The following is a 19,475-nucleotide window of genomic DNA, read 5'->3' on the forward strand; positions in this document are numbered from 1 at the left end:
ATTGGTTTATGAGCCTGGTTTTTCACTGTTTTTGGTGCCATTATAACGATTTAGCAAAACTCATGTTTTTTATTTAGTTTTGAGCCACCATCAACTATTTACGATTCGAGAATGAAAGCCCTTTCTATAAAAGACATTGCTGTAAAAGCCAATGTATCTATAACAACAGTTTCCTTTATTATTAACGGAAAGGCAAAAGAAAAATCTATTAGTGAAGCTGTAATCGAAAAGGTTGAAAAAATTATAGAAGAAAGTGGTTATAAACCAAATCAAATTGCCAGAAGCCTAAGAACCGGTAATTCAAACATTATAGGTTTAATTGTTGAAGACATTTCGAACTCGTTTTTTGCTAAAATTGCTCGCCTGATAGAAGATAAGGCATATAAAAGAGGTTACAAAATTATATACTCCAGCACAGAAAATAACATTGGTAAAGCGCAAGAGTTAATTAATTTGTTTAAAACCCGAAAAGTTGATGCTTACATCATTTCGCCAATTAAGGGCTTAGAAGAAGACGTTCAGGCTTTGCTCAATGAAGATAAACCGGTAATATTTTTCGATAGAAATTTACCCGAGTTAAAAACAAATTATGTTGGTGCCGATCATTTTAACGCTTCTTACCAATCGGTAGAAAGTTTTATTAAAGAAGGCCGAAAAAATATTGCACTCGTTACAACCGATATTGATGTGCAACAAATTACCGAACGTTTTGAGGGTTACAAGAAAGCGTTAGTAGATAACAAATTTGATTATAAAGAAGAGCTAGTTGTAAAAATTCATTTTAATCAGGATGAAGAAGCAACTATAAAAGAAATAAAGACCCTGCTAGAAAACCAAACTTTGGATGCCGTTTTATTTGCAACCAATTATTTAGCCATAAGTGGATTGAAGGCATTGAAGCAATTAAATAAAAAGATTGGTGCTGATTTATCGGTTATTGCATATGATGACCATGAAGCATTTGAGTTGCACACTCCAGGCATCTCAACCGTACAACAGCCCTTAGAGGAAATTGCAGAAACAGTTATAAAGCTGATTTTAAGTCAGCTTTCTTCAAAATCAAAATTACCTGAAGAACAAATTATTCTGCCCACCAAGCTTATCATTCGAGATTAAATTCAAACTCTTCATTTGGTTTTAGTGTAACGTTTATTTTACAACTAAATCGTTTTATTATTTAGAAAAAAATTTCTACTATTGATGTAGTAAAACGATTTACCATAACCAAGTATTTATGAGACTTTCGCAGAACCCTAACTGTATGTCAAATATTCTTTTTTTTTACTGGACGGACTTTTCTAATGGAGCCAATACTATATATGCTGTAACGGAACATATAATCTAAAACAAACGCTCTACAATAAAATATCAGATAGATTAAAGTTTGCTATTGTGTATGGTAGTGCACAACGGATGTAAACAATAATAACAGAAAACATAACTAATCAATTTAAAATTTAACAAAACCGCTAATGAAAATTAATTTACTCAAAATTACGGGGCTATCTGCAGCAATTGTATTGCTTAATAGTCCTGCGTTTTCAATGAATTCGGAGTGGGGAGGTGCGAGAGGATTCTTGAATACGAACTTGCTCAGCAATTCTGTGCTAAAGCAAAACGTTATTACCGGAACGGTAGTAGACGACAAGGGACAGCCTGTACCCGGTGTTGGTGTAAGAAACCAAACAACAGGCAAAACTGCTGTTACAGATGCAAATGGTAAATTTGTTATCGAAGCTTCAACTGGTCAGGTGGTTCGTATATCGTACATTGGTTACGATACTCAAAACATTACCGTTGGTTCTTCATCAACAGTTAGCGTAAAATTAGTTCCTGCTACCGATACATTAGATGATGTAACTGTAGTTGGTATTGGTTATGGTACATTGCCTCAAAAAGAAGTTTCTTCTGCTATTACTCACGTAACCGCTGATGAGTTTAGGCAAAGTGGTTCTAGAAATGCTTTAGACTTAATTCAAGGTAAAGTTGCAGGTTTAAGCTTAACACGTACAAGTGGATCTAACCCAAACAGTGGTGTTAGTGTGCAATTGCGTGGTGTGGTATCTGTAACTGGTAGTCAATCGCCATTATTCGTTATTGATGGTATTCCTGGTGGTAACCCTGATTTATTGCAACAAGATGATATCGAATCAATTGATGTATTAAAAGATGGTTCTGCTGCTGCAATTTATGGCTCTACTGCAAATGCTGGTGTTATCTTAATCACAACGAAAAAAGGTAAATCTGGTCCGCCGCAGTTTAACTACAATGGCTATGCAAGGGTTGAGGTTTATAATCCATGGTTAGAATTTTTAACACCTGCAGAATATAAAGCTAAAGTTGCATCTGGAGAAATTAAACAACAAAACTTTGGTAGCGAAACTGATTTTGTTGGGGATTTGATCAACAAAAAAAATATCTCTAATAACCATAACTTTAACATGAGTGGCGGTACAGATAAAACGAGCTATAGAGCAAGTTTTAACTACCGTGATTTACAAGGTATTGCTAAACAAAATAGCAGAGAAGAATATACCTTAAGATTTAACATTAATCAAACAGGTTTAAATGATCGTTTAAGAGTTTCTGCAAACTTGGTAACTAACTTTAACAAAGCCAATTTATTAGGTGGCGGTGGTTGGGAAAGTGAGCAAACTAAAAACCCTACATTATCAAACTTTAATCCTGATGGAAGCTACCGTTTTGATTTAACAAGTACTAATGAATATGCTCGCCTATTCCAGGAAACTTCTTATCGTAAACAACAAACATCATCTGCTGATGTTAAAGTTGATTTAGATATTATCGATGGATTAAAAGCTTCTGTGTTTGGTTCGGTACAAAGAGATAACGGTTTTGACGGCGCTTATCGTGCAAGAACCAGTGAAAACTCGGTAGAAAATACAGATTTTCCAGGTGGTGGTTATGCAGGTAAGTCTGACTTCCTAAATCAAAGCTGGGCATTTGAACCAACATTAAACTACAATAAAGTTATTGCTTCTAAACATAGTATTAGTGCATTATTAGGTTACAGTTATCGTTATGGCATGAGTGAAGGCTTATCAGCTAGTAACCGTGGTTTCATCAATGATTTATTTCACGAAGATAACTTAGGCCAAGGATCGGCTTTAGGTCTTGGTAAAGCATCAGTAGGTAGTAGTAAAAGTGATAATACTTTAATTGCGTTTTTTGGTCGTTTAAACTATGTATTTGATGGTAAATACATCTTAACTGGTACTTTAAGAAGAGAGGGTTCATCACGTTTCGGAGATAACAACAAATGGGGTAATTTCCCGGCAGTTTCCGGAGCATGGAATATTTCTCAGGAAAATTTCATGAAAGATGTTACCTGGGTTAATAACTTAAAATTAAGAGTTGGTTATGGTGAAACTGGTAACAGTGGTTTCTCTAACAATGCCTCGAGGGTAACCTTAGGCGGTGGTGGCCGTTACTTGTATCCAGATGGTCAGTATTTAGAAACTTATGGTCCAAGTCGTAACCCAAATCCAAATTTGAAATGGGAAACCAAAATTGAAACCAACATTGGTATCGATTTCAGCTTACTAAAAAATCGTTTAACTGGTCAAATCGATTTATTTAATCGTAAAACGAAAGATTTGTTAGATACTTATACTTCTCCTCAACCTCCATTTATTCAAAGTTCTATCTATACAAACGTAGGTACAATTTCATCTAAAGGTATTGAGATTGCATTAAGCTATGCTGCGGTTGCTCAAAAGGATTTCAGCTGGGATATTGATGCAACAGCTAGTACATTAAGAAATAATTTGGATGCATACTCAAACGATGAGTACAAAATCACATTTAAAACTTTCGGTGGTATTGGTGGGGCAGGCGCTTTAGGTGATGCAATTGTAACTTATGAAGGCGGTCGTTTAGGTGAATTCTGGGGTAAAAAGTTTGCAGGCTTCACTCCTGATGGCAAATGGTTGTTTTACAATAGAAACGGTCAGGCCGTTCCAAACGCTCAAATCAACAATTCTAGAGATAAAAACGTAACTGATTTGCAATTGATTGGTAACGCAATACCTAAATACTATGCTTCATTAAATAACAATTTTAGATACAAACAATTTGATTTACGCGTATTCTTAAGAGGTAAATTCGATTATGATATCTTAAATAGAAATGCGCTTTCTTACGCAAATAAAACTTGGTCTGGTAACTTGTTAACAAGCACTTTTGATAAATACAGCCAAATTAACGATACCTACATGTATTCTGATTATTATTTAGAAAGAGGTAGCTACGTTAAATTGGATGAGGTAACATTAGGATATAACTTCAAGTTTAAGACTAAGCTTATCAGAAACATGCGTATTTATGCAACAGGTCAAAACTTAGCAACAATTACTGGTTATACAGGTAGTGATCCTGATTTTATTAATGACAATGGCTTAGGTCCAAGTGTTGATAATAGTGGCTCTTACCCAAGTACACGTTCGTTCCTTTTCGGATTAAATGTTGGATTTTAAAGATTAAAATAAAATGAAAAATAAATCAATCATATATAGCGTACTTGCCGGGGTATTATGCCTCACAAATGCATGTACTAAATTAGATGAAAATGCATACAATGAGTTGTTAACAGATAATTTCTATAACAACAGAACTGAGGTTTTATCAGCAGTTTTACGTCCATATACACATGCTAATGCATGGGTTACACCATCTGGTCAAGATAGCTGGTGGCGTATGGCAGAGCTTTCAGGAGATCAATTAGCATGGCCAACCAAAGGTCGCCATGGTGAAGATGGAGGTAAATGGAAAAGATTTCATTACCATACCTGGACTACTGACGAAGGTGGATTTAACAGTGCATGGTCTTTAATGTTCTGGGGTATGGGCTTATGTAACGACCCAATCGAGAACATCGAGAAACGCGATATCGCAGCTATGGGTATTTCTCAGGCAGAAAAAGATGCATTTGTTGCAGAATTAAAAATGCTTAGAGCATTCCATTATCTTAAATTGATGGATTTGTTCGGAAATATTCCAATCGTAACTCAGGTTGGTATACCTGCTAAACCTGAAACCAAGTCTCGTAAAGAAGTTTTTAACTTTATTGAGTCTGAGATTAAAGCTAACATCGATAAAACTCCAAAATTATCGCGTAGCCAATTGGGTCGTATTTCTCAGGCAGCTGGCTATGCTATGCTTGTAGAATTATATTTAAACGCTGAAGTTTGGACGGGAACAGCTCGTTGGGATGATTGTATTGCTGCAGCTAATAAATTAATTGCTGGCGATGGTGGTGCTCAAAATGGTACTATGGCTTTAGATCCCAACATTACAGATCCGTTTAAAACAACTAATGATTTATCCAAAGAGGTTATTTTCTCTATTGCATATAACTACAGTGTTGCAAACTTCCAGCCATCATGGCCGTCAGAATTTTATCATTTCAAACAGCAACAAATTTATGGTGGCGGTAGAAATGGTAATGATGGTATCGTTGTTATTCCGGGTGTTTTCACAACTTACGAAGATGCGGATTTAAGAAAACGTGAATGGTTATTAGAAGGTACAATGTATCAGTTTACAAATCCTACAGCTCCGGTTTTAGCTTCAGAAGAATATAATGGTTTACCATTAGTTTTTGTAGATAACATCCGTAAAAATAAATCGAACTCTACAGTTTCGAATATGAGTGAAGGTGAAGAAAACTCTGGCGTACGTTTCAATAAATATAAATTAGGAAACCAATTTGCCGGCCCAGGTGGAATACCTGCAATTGATGCTAACTATAACAACGGTGACTGGAATATCTATCGTTTAACCATGATTTATTTTGCTAAAGCAGAAGCAATTATGCGTAAAAATGGTGGGGTTGCAAATGCAGAAGCGGTACAGTTAATTAACGACTGTAAAAAGCGTGCTTATACGGCTGCTAATTGGGCTACCAGAGCTTACACGCCTGCAACATTAACTATGGATGAACTTTTAGCTGAAAGAGGTAGAGAATTTATCTTCGAAGGTATGAGAAGAGATGATTTAATCCGTTTCGGTAAATTTACCACTAATGCTTGGTGGGATCATACGCCAACAGCGGCTACTAAGGCATTATATCCAATCCCTCAAAGACAGAGAGAATTAAACACAAATTTAACTCAAAACCCAGGCTATTAATAGTCTACCTAAGAAAAGGTGCTCACGTTTGAGCACCTTTTTTTGTCAAAAATTTAACCAAACATTTTGTAACTCATATATTACAGCTGTATATTAAAATATTAACCATTTTTTGTTAATATTGAAACTACTAAAACGTTTTACTTTATTGTCAAATAATTACATTTGAGCCAAGAAAATTATAGTCTAAAAGACCTATAAATGTATAATCTATCAATTATTTTACCTATTTAATTCATTTGAACTAGCCAAATTCTATCATGCATAAATCCTGTAATATTTTTCGATGCGTATGTGGTTGTTCTATTGATTCAACAATAAGCAAATAAGCGCAAATAAATTACCATCACATGAAATTTAGGTTTTTCATATTTGTATTTGTATGTCTGTATGCTAGTCAGCTCTTGGCCCAGAAGAAAGATTTGGTGCAATATGTTAATACCCTTCAAGGCACAAACTCTAAACACGAATTAACTCGTGGCAATACATATCCAACCACGGCTTTACCATTTGGTATGCATACCTGGACACCCCAAACCGGTAAAAATGGTGATGGCTGGAAATATCAATATTTTAAAGAAGCAATAAGAGGTTTTCAGCAAGCTCACCAGTGTAGTTCATGGACACGCGATTATGCTGTTTTTTCCCTAATGCCAATGATTGACAATTTGGTTGTGGATGAAAATAAGCGTGAAGCTAAATTTAGCCACAATAACGAAATCGCGAAGCCAAATTATTATAAAGTTAAATTCGATAACCAGATTACTACAGAAATTTCACCATCCGAGCGTGGTGCACACCTTCGTTTTTCTTATCCCAAAGGGAAAAAAAGTTTTCTGGTTTTAGATGGATATATCCGTACCAGCGGTGTAAAAATTTATCCTAAAGAAAATAAAATAACCGGGTACGTAAGTAATGGGCAGGGTTTTAATAAAGATTGGAAAAGTTACTTTGTAATACAGTTTGATAAAAAAATTAAAAATTTTGGCACCTGGGATAATAAGAAAAATACAATTAATACTGATTCTACTTCTTCAGAAGGATCTGGTAAAGGTGCATACGTAGAATTCGAAGCCGGAGCAATTGTTCAGGTAAAAACGGCTTCATCATACATCAGTTTGGCTCAGGCAGAACTTAATCTTAAAAGAGAATTATCTGTTGATAAAACTTTGGAAGCAACCAAAGCAAATGCTGCAGCTGTGTGGAATAAATCATTAGGCAAAATTTTAGTCGAAGGTGGTTCTAAGGCAGATATGGAGACTTTTTATTCATGTTTCTTTAGGGCAAGTTTATTTTCTAGAAAATTTTATGAAATAAATGAAGCTGGAAAACCTTATTATTTTAGTCCATATGATGGTAAAGTTCATGATGGCTACATGTTTACCGATACCGGTTTTTGGGATACCTTCAGGGCACAATTTCCGTTAAATACTTTGATACAACCAGAAATGAATGGCCAATACATGCAAGCTATGATTGATGCTTATAAACAATGTGGTTGGTTACCTTCGTGGTCTTTCCCTAGTGAGGCCGGAAGTATGATTGGCAACCATGCTATTTCGCTCTTTGCTGATGCCTGGGCCAAAGGAATCAGAACTTTTAATCCGGAAGAAGCATTAAAAGCATATCTGCACGAGGCTACAAATAAGGGGCCGTGGGGGCCGGCAAATGGCCGCGATGGATGGAAAGAATATTATGAACTTGGCTACGTTCCTTATCCAAAATACAGAGAAGCAACTGCAAAAACCTTGGAGTATGCCTACGACGATTATTGTGCTTACCAACTGGCCAAAATGATAGGCAATAAGTTTTACATGGATATTTTTGAGCGACAAATGTTTAATTATAAAAATGTTTACGACCCAGCCACCCGGTTTATGAGAGGTAAAGATGCTTCTGGTAAATGGTCGCCAAACTTTGATCCTATTGAATGGGGAGGGCCTTTTACCGAAGGTAATGCATGGCATTGGCAATGGTCTGTTTTTCAGGATACTAAAGGCTTAATTAACCTGATGGGTGGCAATAAAAACTTTGTTGCTAAACTTGATTCTGTTTTTTCAGAACCTAATAAAGTTAAAGTTGGTACTTATGGCGGTATGATTCATGAAATGACAGAGATGGTTATGGCTAATTTGGGTCAGTACGCCCATGGCAACCAACCCATTCAGCACATGGTTTATTTGTATAATTATGCAAACGAACCCTGGAAAGCACAATACCATGCCCGAAATGTAATGGCAAAGCTTTACGATGCTACAGAAAATGGTTATCCTGGTGATGAAGATCAAGGTCAAACCTCATCGTGGTATGTATTAAGCGCAATGGGTCTTTATAGCGTAACACCTGGTTCAGCAGAATATGTTATCGGAAGCCCTATGTTTAAAAAAATTACTATTAATTTAGGCAACTCAAAAAAGTTCATCATCGAAGCTCCGGCTAACGATAATAAAAACATTTATATTCAATCTGCAACCTTAAACGGAAATAGTTACACCCGAAATTTTTTATCACACAGTGATATTACAAAAGGTGGTGTTTTTAAACTCGAAATGGGCAACAAACCGAATTTAAATAGAGGATTAAACGAAGAAGATAAACCTTTTTCGTTAAGTAAATAAATAAAATGCTATTGAAAGCAAAGCATTTTTACAGGGTGTAAATTTTTAAGAAAGATAAAGACAGAATGGAAAAACCTGTTGCATTAGGTGTAGATATAGGCGGCTCGCACATTACAGCGGCATTAGTAGATTTAGAAACCAGGACAATTATTCGTGATTCCATTCATAGAAGTGCGGTTGATTCTCAGGAAAGCAAAGAAATAATATTAACAGCCTGGTGTGATGTTATCACCAAAGCGTTTAAAAAAATAACAGTACAAAATAAACTTGTAGGTATAGCCATGCCGGGTCCTTTTGATTATGAAAACGGTATATCCTTAATTAAGGATCAGGATAAATTTAAGGCACTTTATGGGGTAAACATTAAGCAAGAACTTTCTGCAAGATTAAATATTTTACCAGAAAACATTCATTTTATAAACGATGCAGCAGGCTTTTTGCAGGGTGAGGTATTCGGTGGTGCCGCTCGTGGAAATGCAAATGTTATTGGTTTAACTTTAGGTACAGGTTTGGGCTCTTCTTATGCCGTAGGTGGCTTTGCTCAGGATGCTGATTTATGGAATTCACCATTTTTAAACGGAATTGCCGAAGATTATCTTTCTACCCGATGGTTTGTAAAACGATACAACCAGTTAAGTAATAATACTGTTGCAGGTGTTAAAGAACTGGTTAAATTAACAGCCACAGACCATGCTGCAACTCGTGTATTTATGGAGTTTGGATACAATTTGGCGCAATTTTTAGTGCCGGTAATAAAAAAATATAAATCTGATATGGTAATTATCGGAGGCAATATCTCCGGTGCATTTAGTTCCTTTTCTCCAGAATTAATCGCAACTTTAAATGGTAATGATGTGCATGCAACAATTAAGGTTACGAAACTAAAAGAAAACGCAGCTTTAATAGGTGCAGCAAGTTGTTGCGATGTTAATTTTCATAATGAAATGGTTGAGGTAATAGAACACAAAAAAATTCATCATTAAAAGCTCAGGCTTTTTTTTATTAAAAGTAGTAAAACCATTTAGTAATAATAAAAATGATTATAAGAGCTTTCATTAGCCTCAATTCTTGCAAACATTTCAATGCTTTAAATATTAAATTATTGACCTTTTTTATTGTCGTTTTTTTTGCAGATGTGCAAAATACGATAGCTCAAAAAACAGCCAATAATATTTTTTATGTTGATGCTAAAATTGGTAGTGTTGGTTTAATTTTAGAGCCAACCAGACCAGCCATTCATTTACCAAACAGTATGTTAAGAACCTTCCCGGTTCGTGCTGATCAAATTGATGACCAGATAGCTTATTTTCCGCTAACAATTTCATCACACAGGCAAAACTGGCTTTTCGGCTTGATGCCTTTTACTGGTAAAGTAGATGCGCAAAGCTGGAATCAAAAATTTACTTACGACAACGAAAAAATAACGCCCGATTTTTACAGTGCTGTTTTAGAAGACAACGGAACAACCATAAATTTTGCTCCTTCTGCAAAAGCTGGTTTTTTCAAATTTAATTTTGCCGGTAAAACCGATAATTACCTTCGCCTTAATATTCTGAATTCTGGTGAAATTAATCTCGATGGTAAAACAAAAATTAGTGGTGTAGAGGAATTTCAAGGTATGAAAGCTTATTTCTATGCCGAAACGAATGCACCTGTCGAAATTATTTATCAGGATGGTCAGGCGAAAAAGAGAAGTTTACTGAAAGTGTTGAATGGTGTTCAAAATGTTTCTTTTAAGTATGGTATTTCTTTTATCAGTATAGAGCAGGCAAAAGAAAACTTATCTAAAGAAATTTCTGATTGGGATATTCTTAAACTTCGCTCAAAGGCCACAAACGTTTGGAACAAAGTACTTAACCAAATCAATGTTGATGGTGGTACTGATGCTCAAAAACGTGTTTTCTATACTTCATTATATCGCTCTTACGAAAGAATGGTTGATATTAATGAATACGGAAAATATTATAGCGCTTACGATAAGAAAATACATATATCTGATAAGCCTTTCTTTGTAGATAACTGGCTTTGGGATACCTATATTGCTTTAGAGCCGCTGCAAACGATTTTAAATCCTAAAATTGAAGGTGAAAAAATTCAATCTTATGTTCAAATGTATGAGCAAAGTGGATGGATGCCTTCTTTTGCATTGGTTTTTGGCGATAATCCTTGCATGACAGGAAACCATGCTGCAGCATGGTTTTTAGATTCTTACAATAAGGGTGTCAAGAACTTCGATTTAGAAAAAGCTTACGAAGGCATCAGAAAGAACTCTCTCGAAGCGACATTGCTTCCATGGCGTAATGGTCCGGCAACCTCATTAGATAGTTTTTACAGCCGAAAAGGTTATATGCCTGCGCTTAAAACCGGCGAAAAGGAATTTGTAAAAGAGGTACATGGCTTCGAAAAAAGACAGAGTGTTTCGGTAACCTTAGAAAATAGTTTTGATGACTGGTGTATAGCGCAGTTTGCAAAAGATATGGGTAAAACCAACGACTATAAATTATTTTTAAAAAGGGCCGAAAACTATAAAAATGTTTACAGGGCAGATAAAGGTTTTGTTTGGCCAAAGGATGCCGATGGTAATTGGATAGAACCATTTGATCCTAAATTTTCTGGTGGACAAGGCGGAAGAGAGTATTTTACAGAAAATAATGCTTACACATATAATTGGGATGTTAAACATGATTTAAGTGGCCTATTTACCTTAATGGGTGGCCCTGCTAAAGCAGAGCAGAAACTAGATGATTTGTTTAGAGCAAGTTTAGGTCGTAGTAAATACAATTTATGGTTTACTTTTCCTGATGCTACGGGTTTAGTTGGCCAGTTTGTAATGGGTAACGAGCCAAGCTTCCACATTCCTTACATCTACAATTACACTGGTTCGCCTTGGAAAACCCAAAAAAGAATCAGAATGCTTATGGATACCTGGTATACCGATAATTTATTCGGCATTCCGGGCGATGAAGATGGTGGTGGCATGACGGCTTTTGTTGTATTTTCTATGATGGGATTTTTTCCGGTTACGCCTGGAGTTCCGGTATATAGTATTGGTAGCCCTGTTTTTAATAACATCACCATTAAGTTGGATAATGGTAAAACTTTTACGCTAAATGCTAAAAATAATTCGGCGGAGAACAAATACATTCAAAGCGCTACATTAAATGGTAAAGCTTTAAACCGGTCGTGGTTTACACATGATGAATTAGCAACTGGCGGAACGCTAAGTTTGGTAATGGGAAATATGCCAAACAAAACATGGGGAACTAAGGATTTGCCTCAATCATCATTAAAATTATAATTTTTACGATCCATGAAATACCAATATAAAGGCTTCCTGTTAATCATTATTGCCCTGCTTAGCTTTAATATATCAAACGCTCAGGATGTTAATCTGATTAAACGTCAGCAAGATTTTGTCGATTTGCGCTTTGGTATGTTCATCCATTACAATATTCCAACTTATATGGATCAGGATTGGGCAGATCCCGAGGCATCACCTTCTATTTTCAATCCTAAAAAATTAAATTCCGACCAATGGGCAAAAGCAGCAAAATCTGCCAATATGAGCTATGGCTGTTTAACAACCAAACACCATAGTGGTTTTGCTATTTGGGACACCAAAACAACTGATTACAGCGTAATGAGCAGCCCATACAAAAAGGATGTTGTAAAATCTTATACAGAATCTTTCCGCAAAGCGGGATTAAAAGTAATGCTCTATTATTCTATTTTAGATACACATCATAAAATCAGACCAGGGCTAATTACACCTGAAAAGATTGATTTTATCAAAGCTCAGATCCGCGAACTGCTCACAAATTATGGTAAAATAGATGCTTTAATAATTGATGGCTGGGATGCACCTTGGTCTAGAATATCTTATGATGATATACCTTTCGAAGAAATTTACACTTTAATTAAATCTATCCAGCCAGAATGTTTAGTTATGGATTTAAACGCTGCAAAATATCCGGCAGAAGCCTTATACTACACAGACATTAAATCTTATGAACAAGGCGCTGGTCAGCATATTCAAAAAGAAAGCAATAAGCTGCCTGCATTGTCTTGCCTGCCAATAAATACAGCATGGTTCTGGAAAACAGATTTCCCGAAGGTTGGTACTAAAACTGCTGATGTTTTGGTAGAAAATATGATAAAGCCATTAAACGCTGCATATTGCAATTTTATACTTAATGTGGCGCCAAATCGTGATGGTTTGATTGATGATAATGCTTTATCAACATTAAAGGAAATTGGAAGCAAGTGGAAAAACGAAGGGCCTTTACCTCCGCTTCCAAAAAACGAATATCCAATAATTTCATCCAATTTAGCTAAAAAGCAAGCATCAAACTCCAGCTGGAGCGATGACATGAATATTATGGATTTCGCCAACGATGATAGCTTCTCTACCACGTGGGTGTCTAACCCAACGGTAAAAGCTCCATGGTATGAAATTACCTTTGATAGAGATAAATCTTTTAATACCATCGTAATCGCCGAGAAAAAACCCAATATAAAAGCATATAGATTAGAGTATAATGAAAACGGTATCTGGAAACTTTTGCTTTCAGGCTCAGATGTTTCAAGAATAAAAATTCATCGCTTTAATAGGGTTTGGGGTAAAAAAGTTAGAATGCTGATTGATAAATTTGATAAGCAAGTAGAACTTGCAGAGTTTCAGGTTTACAACGAAAGAAGATAAGAAAACACATAAACTGAATAATAAAAATGAAAAAATTATTTATCGCCTTATTAAGCTTTGCAGCTACTGGAAGTTTCGCACAGCAGGTAGGCAAAATTAGCGATCCGGTTGAGTGGATAAACCCATTGATGGGTTCTCAATCTAAACCTAGTTTATCAAATGGTAATACGTATCCTGCGGTAGGTGTGCCTTGGGGCATGAATATGTGGACACCACAAACCGGTAAAATGGGCGATGGTTGGGCATATACCTATGATGCAGATAAAATTCGCGGATTTAAACAAACACATCAGCCTTCTCCATGGATGAATGATTACGGTGCTTTTTCAATTATGCCTGTTACAGGAAAATTAAAATTTAGCGATGATGAACGTGCAAGTTGGTTTAGCCATAAAGCGGAGGTTGCAAAACCATACTACTATAGCGTTTATTTAGCAGATGCTGATGTTACCACCGAAATTACACCTACAGAAAGAGCAGCTCAATTCAGATTTACTTTCCCTAAAACGGATAGTTCTTTTGTAGTAGTTGATGCGCAAAACAAAGGTTCTTACATCAAAATTTTTCCTAAAGAGCGTAAAATTATCGGTTATACAAGCAAGTATGCCCGTGGTCCGCTGCCTAAAAACTTTAAAAACTATTTTGTAATTTATTTTGATAAAGATTTCAGCATAGCTAAAACCTGGAGTGGGAAGCAATTAAATAACGATTTGGAGCTAACAAGCGACCATACTGGCGCTGTTATAGGTTTTAAAACAGCTAAAGGCGAAAAAGTTAATGCGAAAACAGCATCTTCTTTCATCAGCTTTGAGCAGGCAGAACTTAACCTTAAAAGAGAGCTAGCCAGCGATAATTTCGATGCAACGAAAAATAAAGCCAAAGCAACCTGGAATAAAACCTTAAGTAAAATTGCAGTTGAAGGTGGAACTATCGACCAAATGCGTACTTTTTACTCGTGTTTGTATCGTACGCTATTCTTCCCGAATAAATTATATGAATTGGATGCTCAAAACAAAATTGTACACTGGAGCCCATACACAGGTGAAACCAAACCAGGCTACATGTTCGCTGGAACAGGCTTTTGGGATACTTTCAGAGCTTTATATCCATTCCTAAATCTTGTTTATCCATCAATAAATAAAGAAATGCAGGAAGGTTTGATAAACGATTACAAAGAAGGTGGCTGGTTGCCGGAATGGAGCAGTCCTGGTTACGCAAATATCATGGTAGGTAATAATTCTGCTTCTGTGGTGTCTGATGCTTATATAAAAGGTTTACGTGGTTACGATATCCAAACGTTATGGGAAGCTGTAAAACATGGTGCTAATAACGAAGGCCCAATGGAAGCAGTTGGCCGTGATGGGGTTAAATATTATAACGAATTAGGCTACGTTCCATTTGATGTGAAGAAGAATGAAAATGCTGCCAAAACTTTAGAATATTCTTATGATGATTTTACAATCTATCAATTAGGCAGAGCTTTAAATAAACCTGCATCGGAGATTGAAATCTATAAGAAAAGAGCAATGAATTACAAAAATCTTTTCGATCCGGCTTCCGGTTTAATGCGTGGAAAAAATCAGGATGGTACTTTTCAAACACCATTTAGCCCGTTTAAATGGGGTGGTGCTTTTACCGAAGGTAACAGCTGGCATTATACCTGGTCTGTTTTTCAAGATATTGATGGTTTAGCAAAGCTGATGGGTGGGCATGATAAGTTTGTAACAAAATTAGATTCTGTTTTCTCTATGCCGCCGGTTTTTGATGAAAGTGCTTACGGCGGTGTAATACACGAAATCCGTGAAATGCAAATTGCAAATATGGGCCAATATGCACATGGTAATCAGCCAATTCAACACATGATTTACCTTTACAACTATGGTGGCGCACCTTATAAAACACAATATTGGGTTCGCGAAACAATGGATAGAATGTATAAAGCTACACCAGATGGTTATTGTGGCGATGAAGACAACGGCCAAACATCTGCCTGGTATGTATTCTCTGCAATGGGTTTTTATCCGGTAACACCGGCAACAGATCAGTATGTTTTAGGAGCACCTTTATTTAAAAAGATAACTTTAACATTAGAGAACGGAAAAACTGTTGTTATAAATGCACCGGCAAATAGTGCCGATAACCGTTATGTACAATCTTTACAGATGAATGCTAAACCATATTCTAAGAACTGGATTAGCCATAGCGGACTACAGAATGGAGCAGTGTTAAATTTTGGTATGTCTGCAACGCCAAACAAAACCAGAGGTTCAAATCCTGTAGATTTTCCTTATTCATTATCAACAGAAAAATAATAAAAAGTGGTTAATAAACTAGTGATATAAAACCTAACTAGTTTCTAAATTGCGATAAATTAAAATTTAACTAATAATTAACTAATAAACACACATTATGAAGATTAGCGTCTTAAAAGCAGGATCGACAGCATTATTTTTGCTGGTTGGTACATGCCTGGCGTTTGGCCAGCAGCCAAATATTCCGCTTACAGATCTTTCAGCATTTAAAGAACCGGGTAACTCCTGGTCTCTGGTTAGTGATGTAACTGTAGACATGAATGTTGAAAATGCCATAAAAGGTACAAAAGGTACTGGCATATTATTAAATACATCATTGCCAAAAAAGCCTGGTTTCGATTTAAAAACCATTAAGGAATATGGCAGTATGATTTTGGAATTAGATTATCTATTGGCTAAAGGTGCTAATTCTGGCATTTATATTCAAGATAATTATGAGATACAATTAGAAGATTCGTGGACAGTTAAAAATCCACTTTCATCAAATAACGGTGGTCTTTATGAGCGTTGGGATAATGATAAGCCAGAAGGTGAAAAGGGTTTCGGAGGTATTGCACCACGCCAAAATGCAAGTAAAGCACCAGGTTTGTGGCAACATATAAAAATCGTTTTTCAGGCACCAAAATTTGATGCAGCTGGAAAGAAAACTGAAAATGCAAGGTTATTAAGTGTTGATTTAAACGGAGTAACCATTCATGAAAATGTTGAACTTAATGGCGCAACAAGAGGCGGTTTTGGTACAGAAAGAACAATGGGACCAATTCGTTTTCAAGGCGACCATGGTTCTGTAGCTTTCCGTAATATTACAGTTTCAGATTTGCCAGCTATGGCTACACAAAATGCTCGCCGTGGTGGCGGTGGTGGCGACCCGATTTATGTTGATGCGCCAACAAATACAATGATTCGTAGTTTTGTTGATGTATTACCGGGTGTTCGTTCGGTACATGCAATTTCAGTTGGTGGCCCACAACAAACAGCTTACAGCTACGATTTGGATAATGGAACATTGTTGCATGGATGGCATGGTGGTTTCTTAGATGCAACCCCAATGTGGGATGGTCGTGGAAATGGAACCTCTCGTCCTTTAGGCAGCGTAACGCGTTTTACATCAAAACCAGTTTTGGCCATTTCAAAATTAGCAACACCAGAAAGCGCCTGGACAACCGATACCGCAGGTACCGGATTTCGTACTAAAGGTTATGTTATGGATAATCAGGAACGCCCTGAATTTAAGTACAATATATACGAAAATAAAGTTACAGATGCTATAAAAGTTATGGAAAACGGCCAAGGTTTAAGCCGTGAGGTAACGTTAGAGCAGCCATCAAAAGATCTTTATCTCCTTTTAGGTGAGGTAAAAGATATTAACGAAGTTTCTAAAGGTTTATATCTGGTTGATGATAAAGCTTACTATTTGCAATTTCCAAATGGCGAAAAACCAATTGTTAGAGATGCGAACGGCAAAAAACAACTGATTATTCCTATCGGAAGCAAATTAAATTATTCTATATTATTTTAATCTGAAAAACGATGAGATATACATTTAAAACACTTGCAACATTAGCTTTGGGCTTAAGTTTCTCAACGCTGTTTGCTCAGGAAACACCAAAGGAAGAAGATTTTTTCAGAATAAATAAAGTAAGAGTGCCCGAAGGGCCAATTTTAGAAGTTGGTGGTTTGGTTACTTTGCCAAATGGCGATTTAGGAATTTCTACCCGTAGAGGTGAAGTTTATATTGTTGAAAATCCAACCAGTACGAAACCATATTTCCGCAAATTTGCCAGCGGCTTACACGAAATATTAGGTTTAGCTTACAAAAATGGAGCGCTTTATGTTGCTCAACGTGGCGAATTAACCAAATTGGTTGATAAGAACATGGATGGCAAAGCCGATGTTTACGAAACGGTTTACGCATGGCCTTTAAGTGGTCACTACCACGAATATAGCTTTGGTCCGAAAATAGCTCAGGATGGAACATTTTTAGTTACTGCAAACGTAGCTTTTGGCGATGAAGAATGGTGGAGAGGCGAAAGCCGGGTACCAATGCGTGGTTGGGCAATGAATATTACCGAAGATGGTAAAATGACACCTTATGCAGCGGGCTTCCGTTCGCCGGCAGGTATTGGTATGATAGATAATCAATTCTATTATACTGAAAACCAAGGCGATTGGGTTGGTTCTGGTGGTTTGTGGAAGGTAAATAAAGGCGATTTTATGGGGCATCCTGCAAGTTTAAGATGGGCAGGCAGATCTGATTCACCAGTTAAATTAACTTCAGAATTTTTTTATTCTAGTATTGATGAGCGTAGAATTAAAAATGAGCAAGGACGATACATCAAGCCAGAAAATCGTGTAAATGAAACTTTTAAAACGCTTTTCGATATGAAGAAGGTTTTTCCGGAGTTAAAGTTACCTTCGGTTTGGTTGCCTTACGGAATTTTAGGTATTTCATCGGCTGAGCCAGTAAAAATCCCTGAAAATACTTTCGGACCTTTTGCCGGTCAAATTTTGGTGGGCGATCAAGGCATGAGTATCATCTCGAGAATTTTCCTTGAAACCGTTAAAGGCGAAGAACAAGGTGCTGCTTTCTTATTCAGAAAAGGCTTCCGTTCTGGCGTTTTAAGGTTAGCTTGGGGAACTGATGGTTCATTGTTTGTTGGTGAAACAAATCGTGGATGGGGTTCTGCTGGTGATGCAAACGAAGGCTTAGAGCGTTTGGTTTACAACAATAAAGTGCCTTTCGAAATGAAGGCTGTACGTTCGATGCCCGATGGTTTTGAAGTAGAATTTACTAAACCAGTTGATCGTAAATCAGCAGAAGATTTAGCATCTTATGCAGCAGAAAGCTTTATTTATAAATATCATCCGGTTTATGGTTCGCCTCCGGTAAATACCGAAACATTAAAAATAAACGGCGTTAAGGTATCAGAAGATGGTATGAAAGTTAGATTAATCATTCCAAACCTTCGCCAATATTATATCCATACTTTAACGTTAGATGGTGTTCGTGATAAAGAAGGTTTTTATTCGTTGGTACATCCGGTGGCTTATTATACTTTAAACCAAATTGCTGATGGTGAAAAACTATCAATGACCGGGGTAAGTACAAAAAACTCTGAAAATGGTCCAAAAGCATCGGCTACGCCGGTGAAAAAAGCAGCTAGCCCTAAAGCGGGTACGGGTGCTAAACCAGAAGCTAAAGGTGCAACCAGCACAACACCGTTAACTACGGCTGCGGTAAAGGCGCCAACTTTTAAAGAAGTTGAAGGCTTATTAACCAGAAGAACTTGTACAGCATGCCATAACACAACCAAAAGACAAATCGGTCCGGCGTTTGTGGAAATTGCAAAACGTAAATATTCTCCAGAAAAAATTGTTCAGTTAATTCACAATCCACAACCGCAAAACTGGCCGGGTTACTCAACAGAGATGCCGCCAATGCCTCAGGTTACCAAAGCCGAAGGTTTAAAAATTGCAGCCTGGATTAATTCTTTGGATAAATAAGATAGTTAGTTAAGTTTGGTAAACGGTTGGTGGAAACGCCAGCCGTTTTTTGGTTTAAGAGCTATTAGTAAATTTTAGCTCGTTAAAATTAATGTGTTACCAAAGCCAGCAAATCGATTTTAATTTTTGTAATGGACCGAAAAAAGAAATGGAGATTCCGCTTATGCAGAATCCCCATCATCTAAATTA

The 19,475-nt window shown here is 36.6% G+C and carries 10 protein-coding genes; all 10 read left to right on the top strand.

The window, feature by feature from the left end; translation table 11 throughout:
* The first annotated feature begins 111 nt into the window (after positions 1-111).
* The 10 genes from LUA86_RS16000 to LUA86_RS16045 all read left to right on the top strand — a co-directional run bounded on the left by LUA86_RS16000 (position 112) and on the right by LUA86_RS16045 (position 19,286).
* The gene (locus LUA86_RS16000; protein WP_231464581.1) at positions 112-1,116 is read left to right on the top strand and encodes a LacI family DNA-binding transcriptional regulator; all 1,005 of its coding nucleotides are present in this window, start codon (positions 112-114) and stop codon (positions 1,114-1,116) included.
* 356 nt (positions 1,117-1,472) lie between these two features.
* On the top strand, positions 1,473-4,496 hold the full coding sequence (locus LUA86_RS16005) for a SusC/RagA family TonB-linked outer membrane protein (protein WP_231464584.1): 3,024 nt from the start codon (positions 1,473-1,475) through the stop codon (positions 4,494-4,496).
* A 13-nt stretch (positions 4,497-4,509) separates the two neighbouring features.
* The gene (locus LUA86_RS16010; RefSeq protein WP_231464587.1) at positions 4,510-6,150 is read left to right on the top strand and encodes a RagB/SusD family nutrient uptake outer membrane protein; all 1,641 of its coding nucleotides are present in this window, start codon (positions 4,510-4,512) and stop codon (positions 6,148-6,150) included.
* Between the two features lie 350 nt (positions 6,151-6,500).
* A complete protein-coding gene (locus LUA86_RS16015) occupies positions 6,501-8,768 on the top strand; it encodes a GH92 family glycosyl hydrolase (protein WP_231464589.1) in 2,268 nt (755 codons plus the stop codon).
* Between the two features lie 65 nt (positions 8,769-8,833).
* Positions 8,834-9,751, top strand: a complete 918-nt coding sequence (locus LUA86_RS16020) for an ROK family protein (RefSeq protein ID WP_231464591.1) — start codon at positions 8,834-8,836, stop codon at positions 9,749-9,751.
* A gap of 119 nt (positions 9,752-9,870) precedes the next feature.
* On the top strand, positions 9,871-12,066 hold the full coding sequence (locus LUA86_RS16025; protein WP_231464594.1) for a GH92 family glycosyl hydrolase: 2,196 nt from the start codon (positions 9,871-9,873) through the stop codon (positions 12,064-12,066).
* A 12-nt stretch (positions 12,067-12,078) separates the two neighbouring features.
* Positions 12,079-13,470, top strand: a complete 1,392-nt coding sequence (locus tag LUA86_RS16030; RefSeq protein WP_231464596.1) for an alpha-L-fucosidase — start codon at positions 12,079-12,081, stop codon at positions 13,468-13,470.
* A 26-nt stretch (positions 13,471-13,496) separates the two neighbouring features.
* The gene (locus tag LUA86_RS16035; protein WP_231464599.1) at positions 13,497-15,782 is read left to right on the top strand and encodes a GH92 family glycosyl hydrolase; all 2,286 of its coding nucleotides are present in this window, start codon (positions 13,497-13,499) and stop codon (positions 15,780-15,782) included.
* 97 nt (positions 15,783-15,879) lie between these two features.
* Positions 15,880-17,301, top strand: coding sequence for a DUF1080 domain-containing protein (locus LUA86_RS16040; RefSeq protein ID WP_231464602.1), 1,422 nt, complete (start codon positions 15,880-15,882; stop codon positions 17,299-17,301).
* An 11-nt stretch (positions 17,302-17,312) separates the two neighbouring features.
* Positions 17,313-19,286 carry a hypothetical protein gene (locus tag LUA86_RS16045; RefSeq protein ID WP_231464605.1) on the top strand — a complete coding sequence of 658 codons (1,974 nt, stop codon included), beginning with the start codon at positions 17,313-17,315 and terminating at the stop codon, positions 19,284-19,286.
* Positions 19,287-19,475 lie beyond the last annotated feature (189 nt).

Source organism: Pedobacter sp. Leaf132, assembly GCF_920984695.1.
GTDB lineage: Bacteria > Bacteroidota > Bacteroidia > Sphingobacteriales > Sphingobacteriaceae > Pedobacter.

Bases quoted from the DNA above. Each gene is read 5' to 3' on its own strand.
- LUA86_RS16000 (WP_231464581.1), top strand. From the start codon at position 112: ATGAAAGCCCTTTCTATAAAAGACATTGCTGTAAAAGCCAATGTATCT.
- LUA86_RS16005 (WP_231464584.1), top strand. From the start codon at position 1,473: ATGAAAATTAATTTACTCAAAATTACGGGGCTATCTGCAGCAATTGTA.
- LUA86_RS16010 (WP_231464587.1), top strand. From the start codon at position 4,510: ATGAAAAATAAATCAATCATATATAGCGTACTTGCCGGGGTATTATGC.
- LUA86_RS16015 (WP_231464589.1), top strand. From the start codon at position 6,501: ATGAAATTTAGGTTTTTCATATTTGTATTTGTATGTCTGTATGCTAGT.
- LUA86_RS16020 (WP_231464591.1), top strand. From the start codon at position 8,834: ATGGAAAAACCTGTTGCATTAGGTGTAGATATAGGCGGCTCGCACATT.
- LUA86_RS16030 (WP_231464596.1), top strand. From the start codon at position 12,079: ATGAAATACCAATATAAAGGCTTCCTGTTAATCATTATTGCCCTGCTT.
- LUA86_RS16035 (WP_231464599.1), top strand. From the start codon at position 13,497: ATGAAAAAATTATTTATCGCCTTATTAAGCTTTGCAGCTACTGGAAGT.
- LUA86_RS16040 (WP_231464602.1), top strand. From the start codon at position 15,880: ATGAAGATTAGCGTCTTAAAAGCAGGATCGACAGCATTATTTTTGCTG.
- LUA86_RS16045 (WP_231464605.1), top strand. From the start codon at position 17,313: ATGAGATATACATTTAAAACACTTGCAACATTAGCTTTGGGCTTAAGT.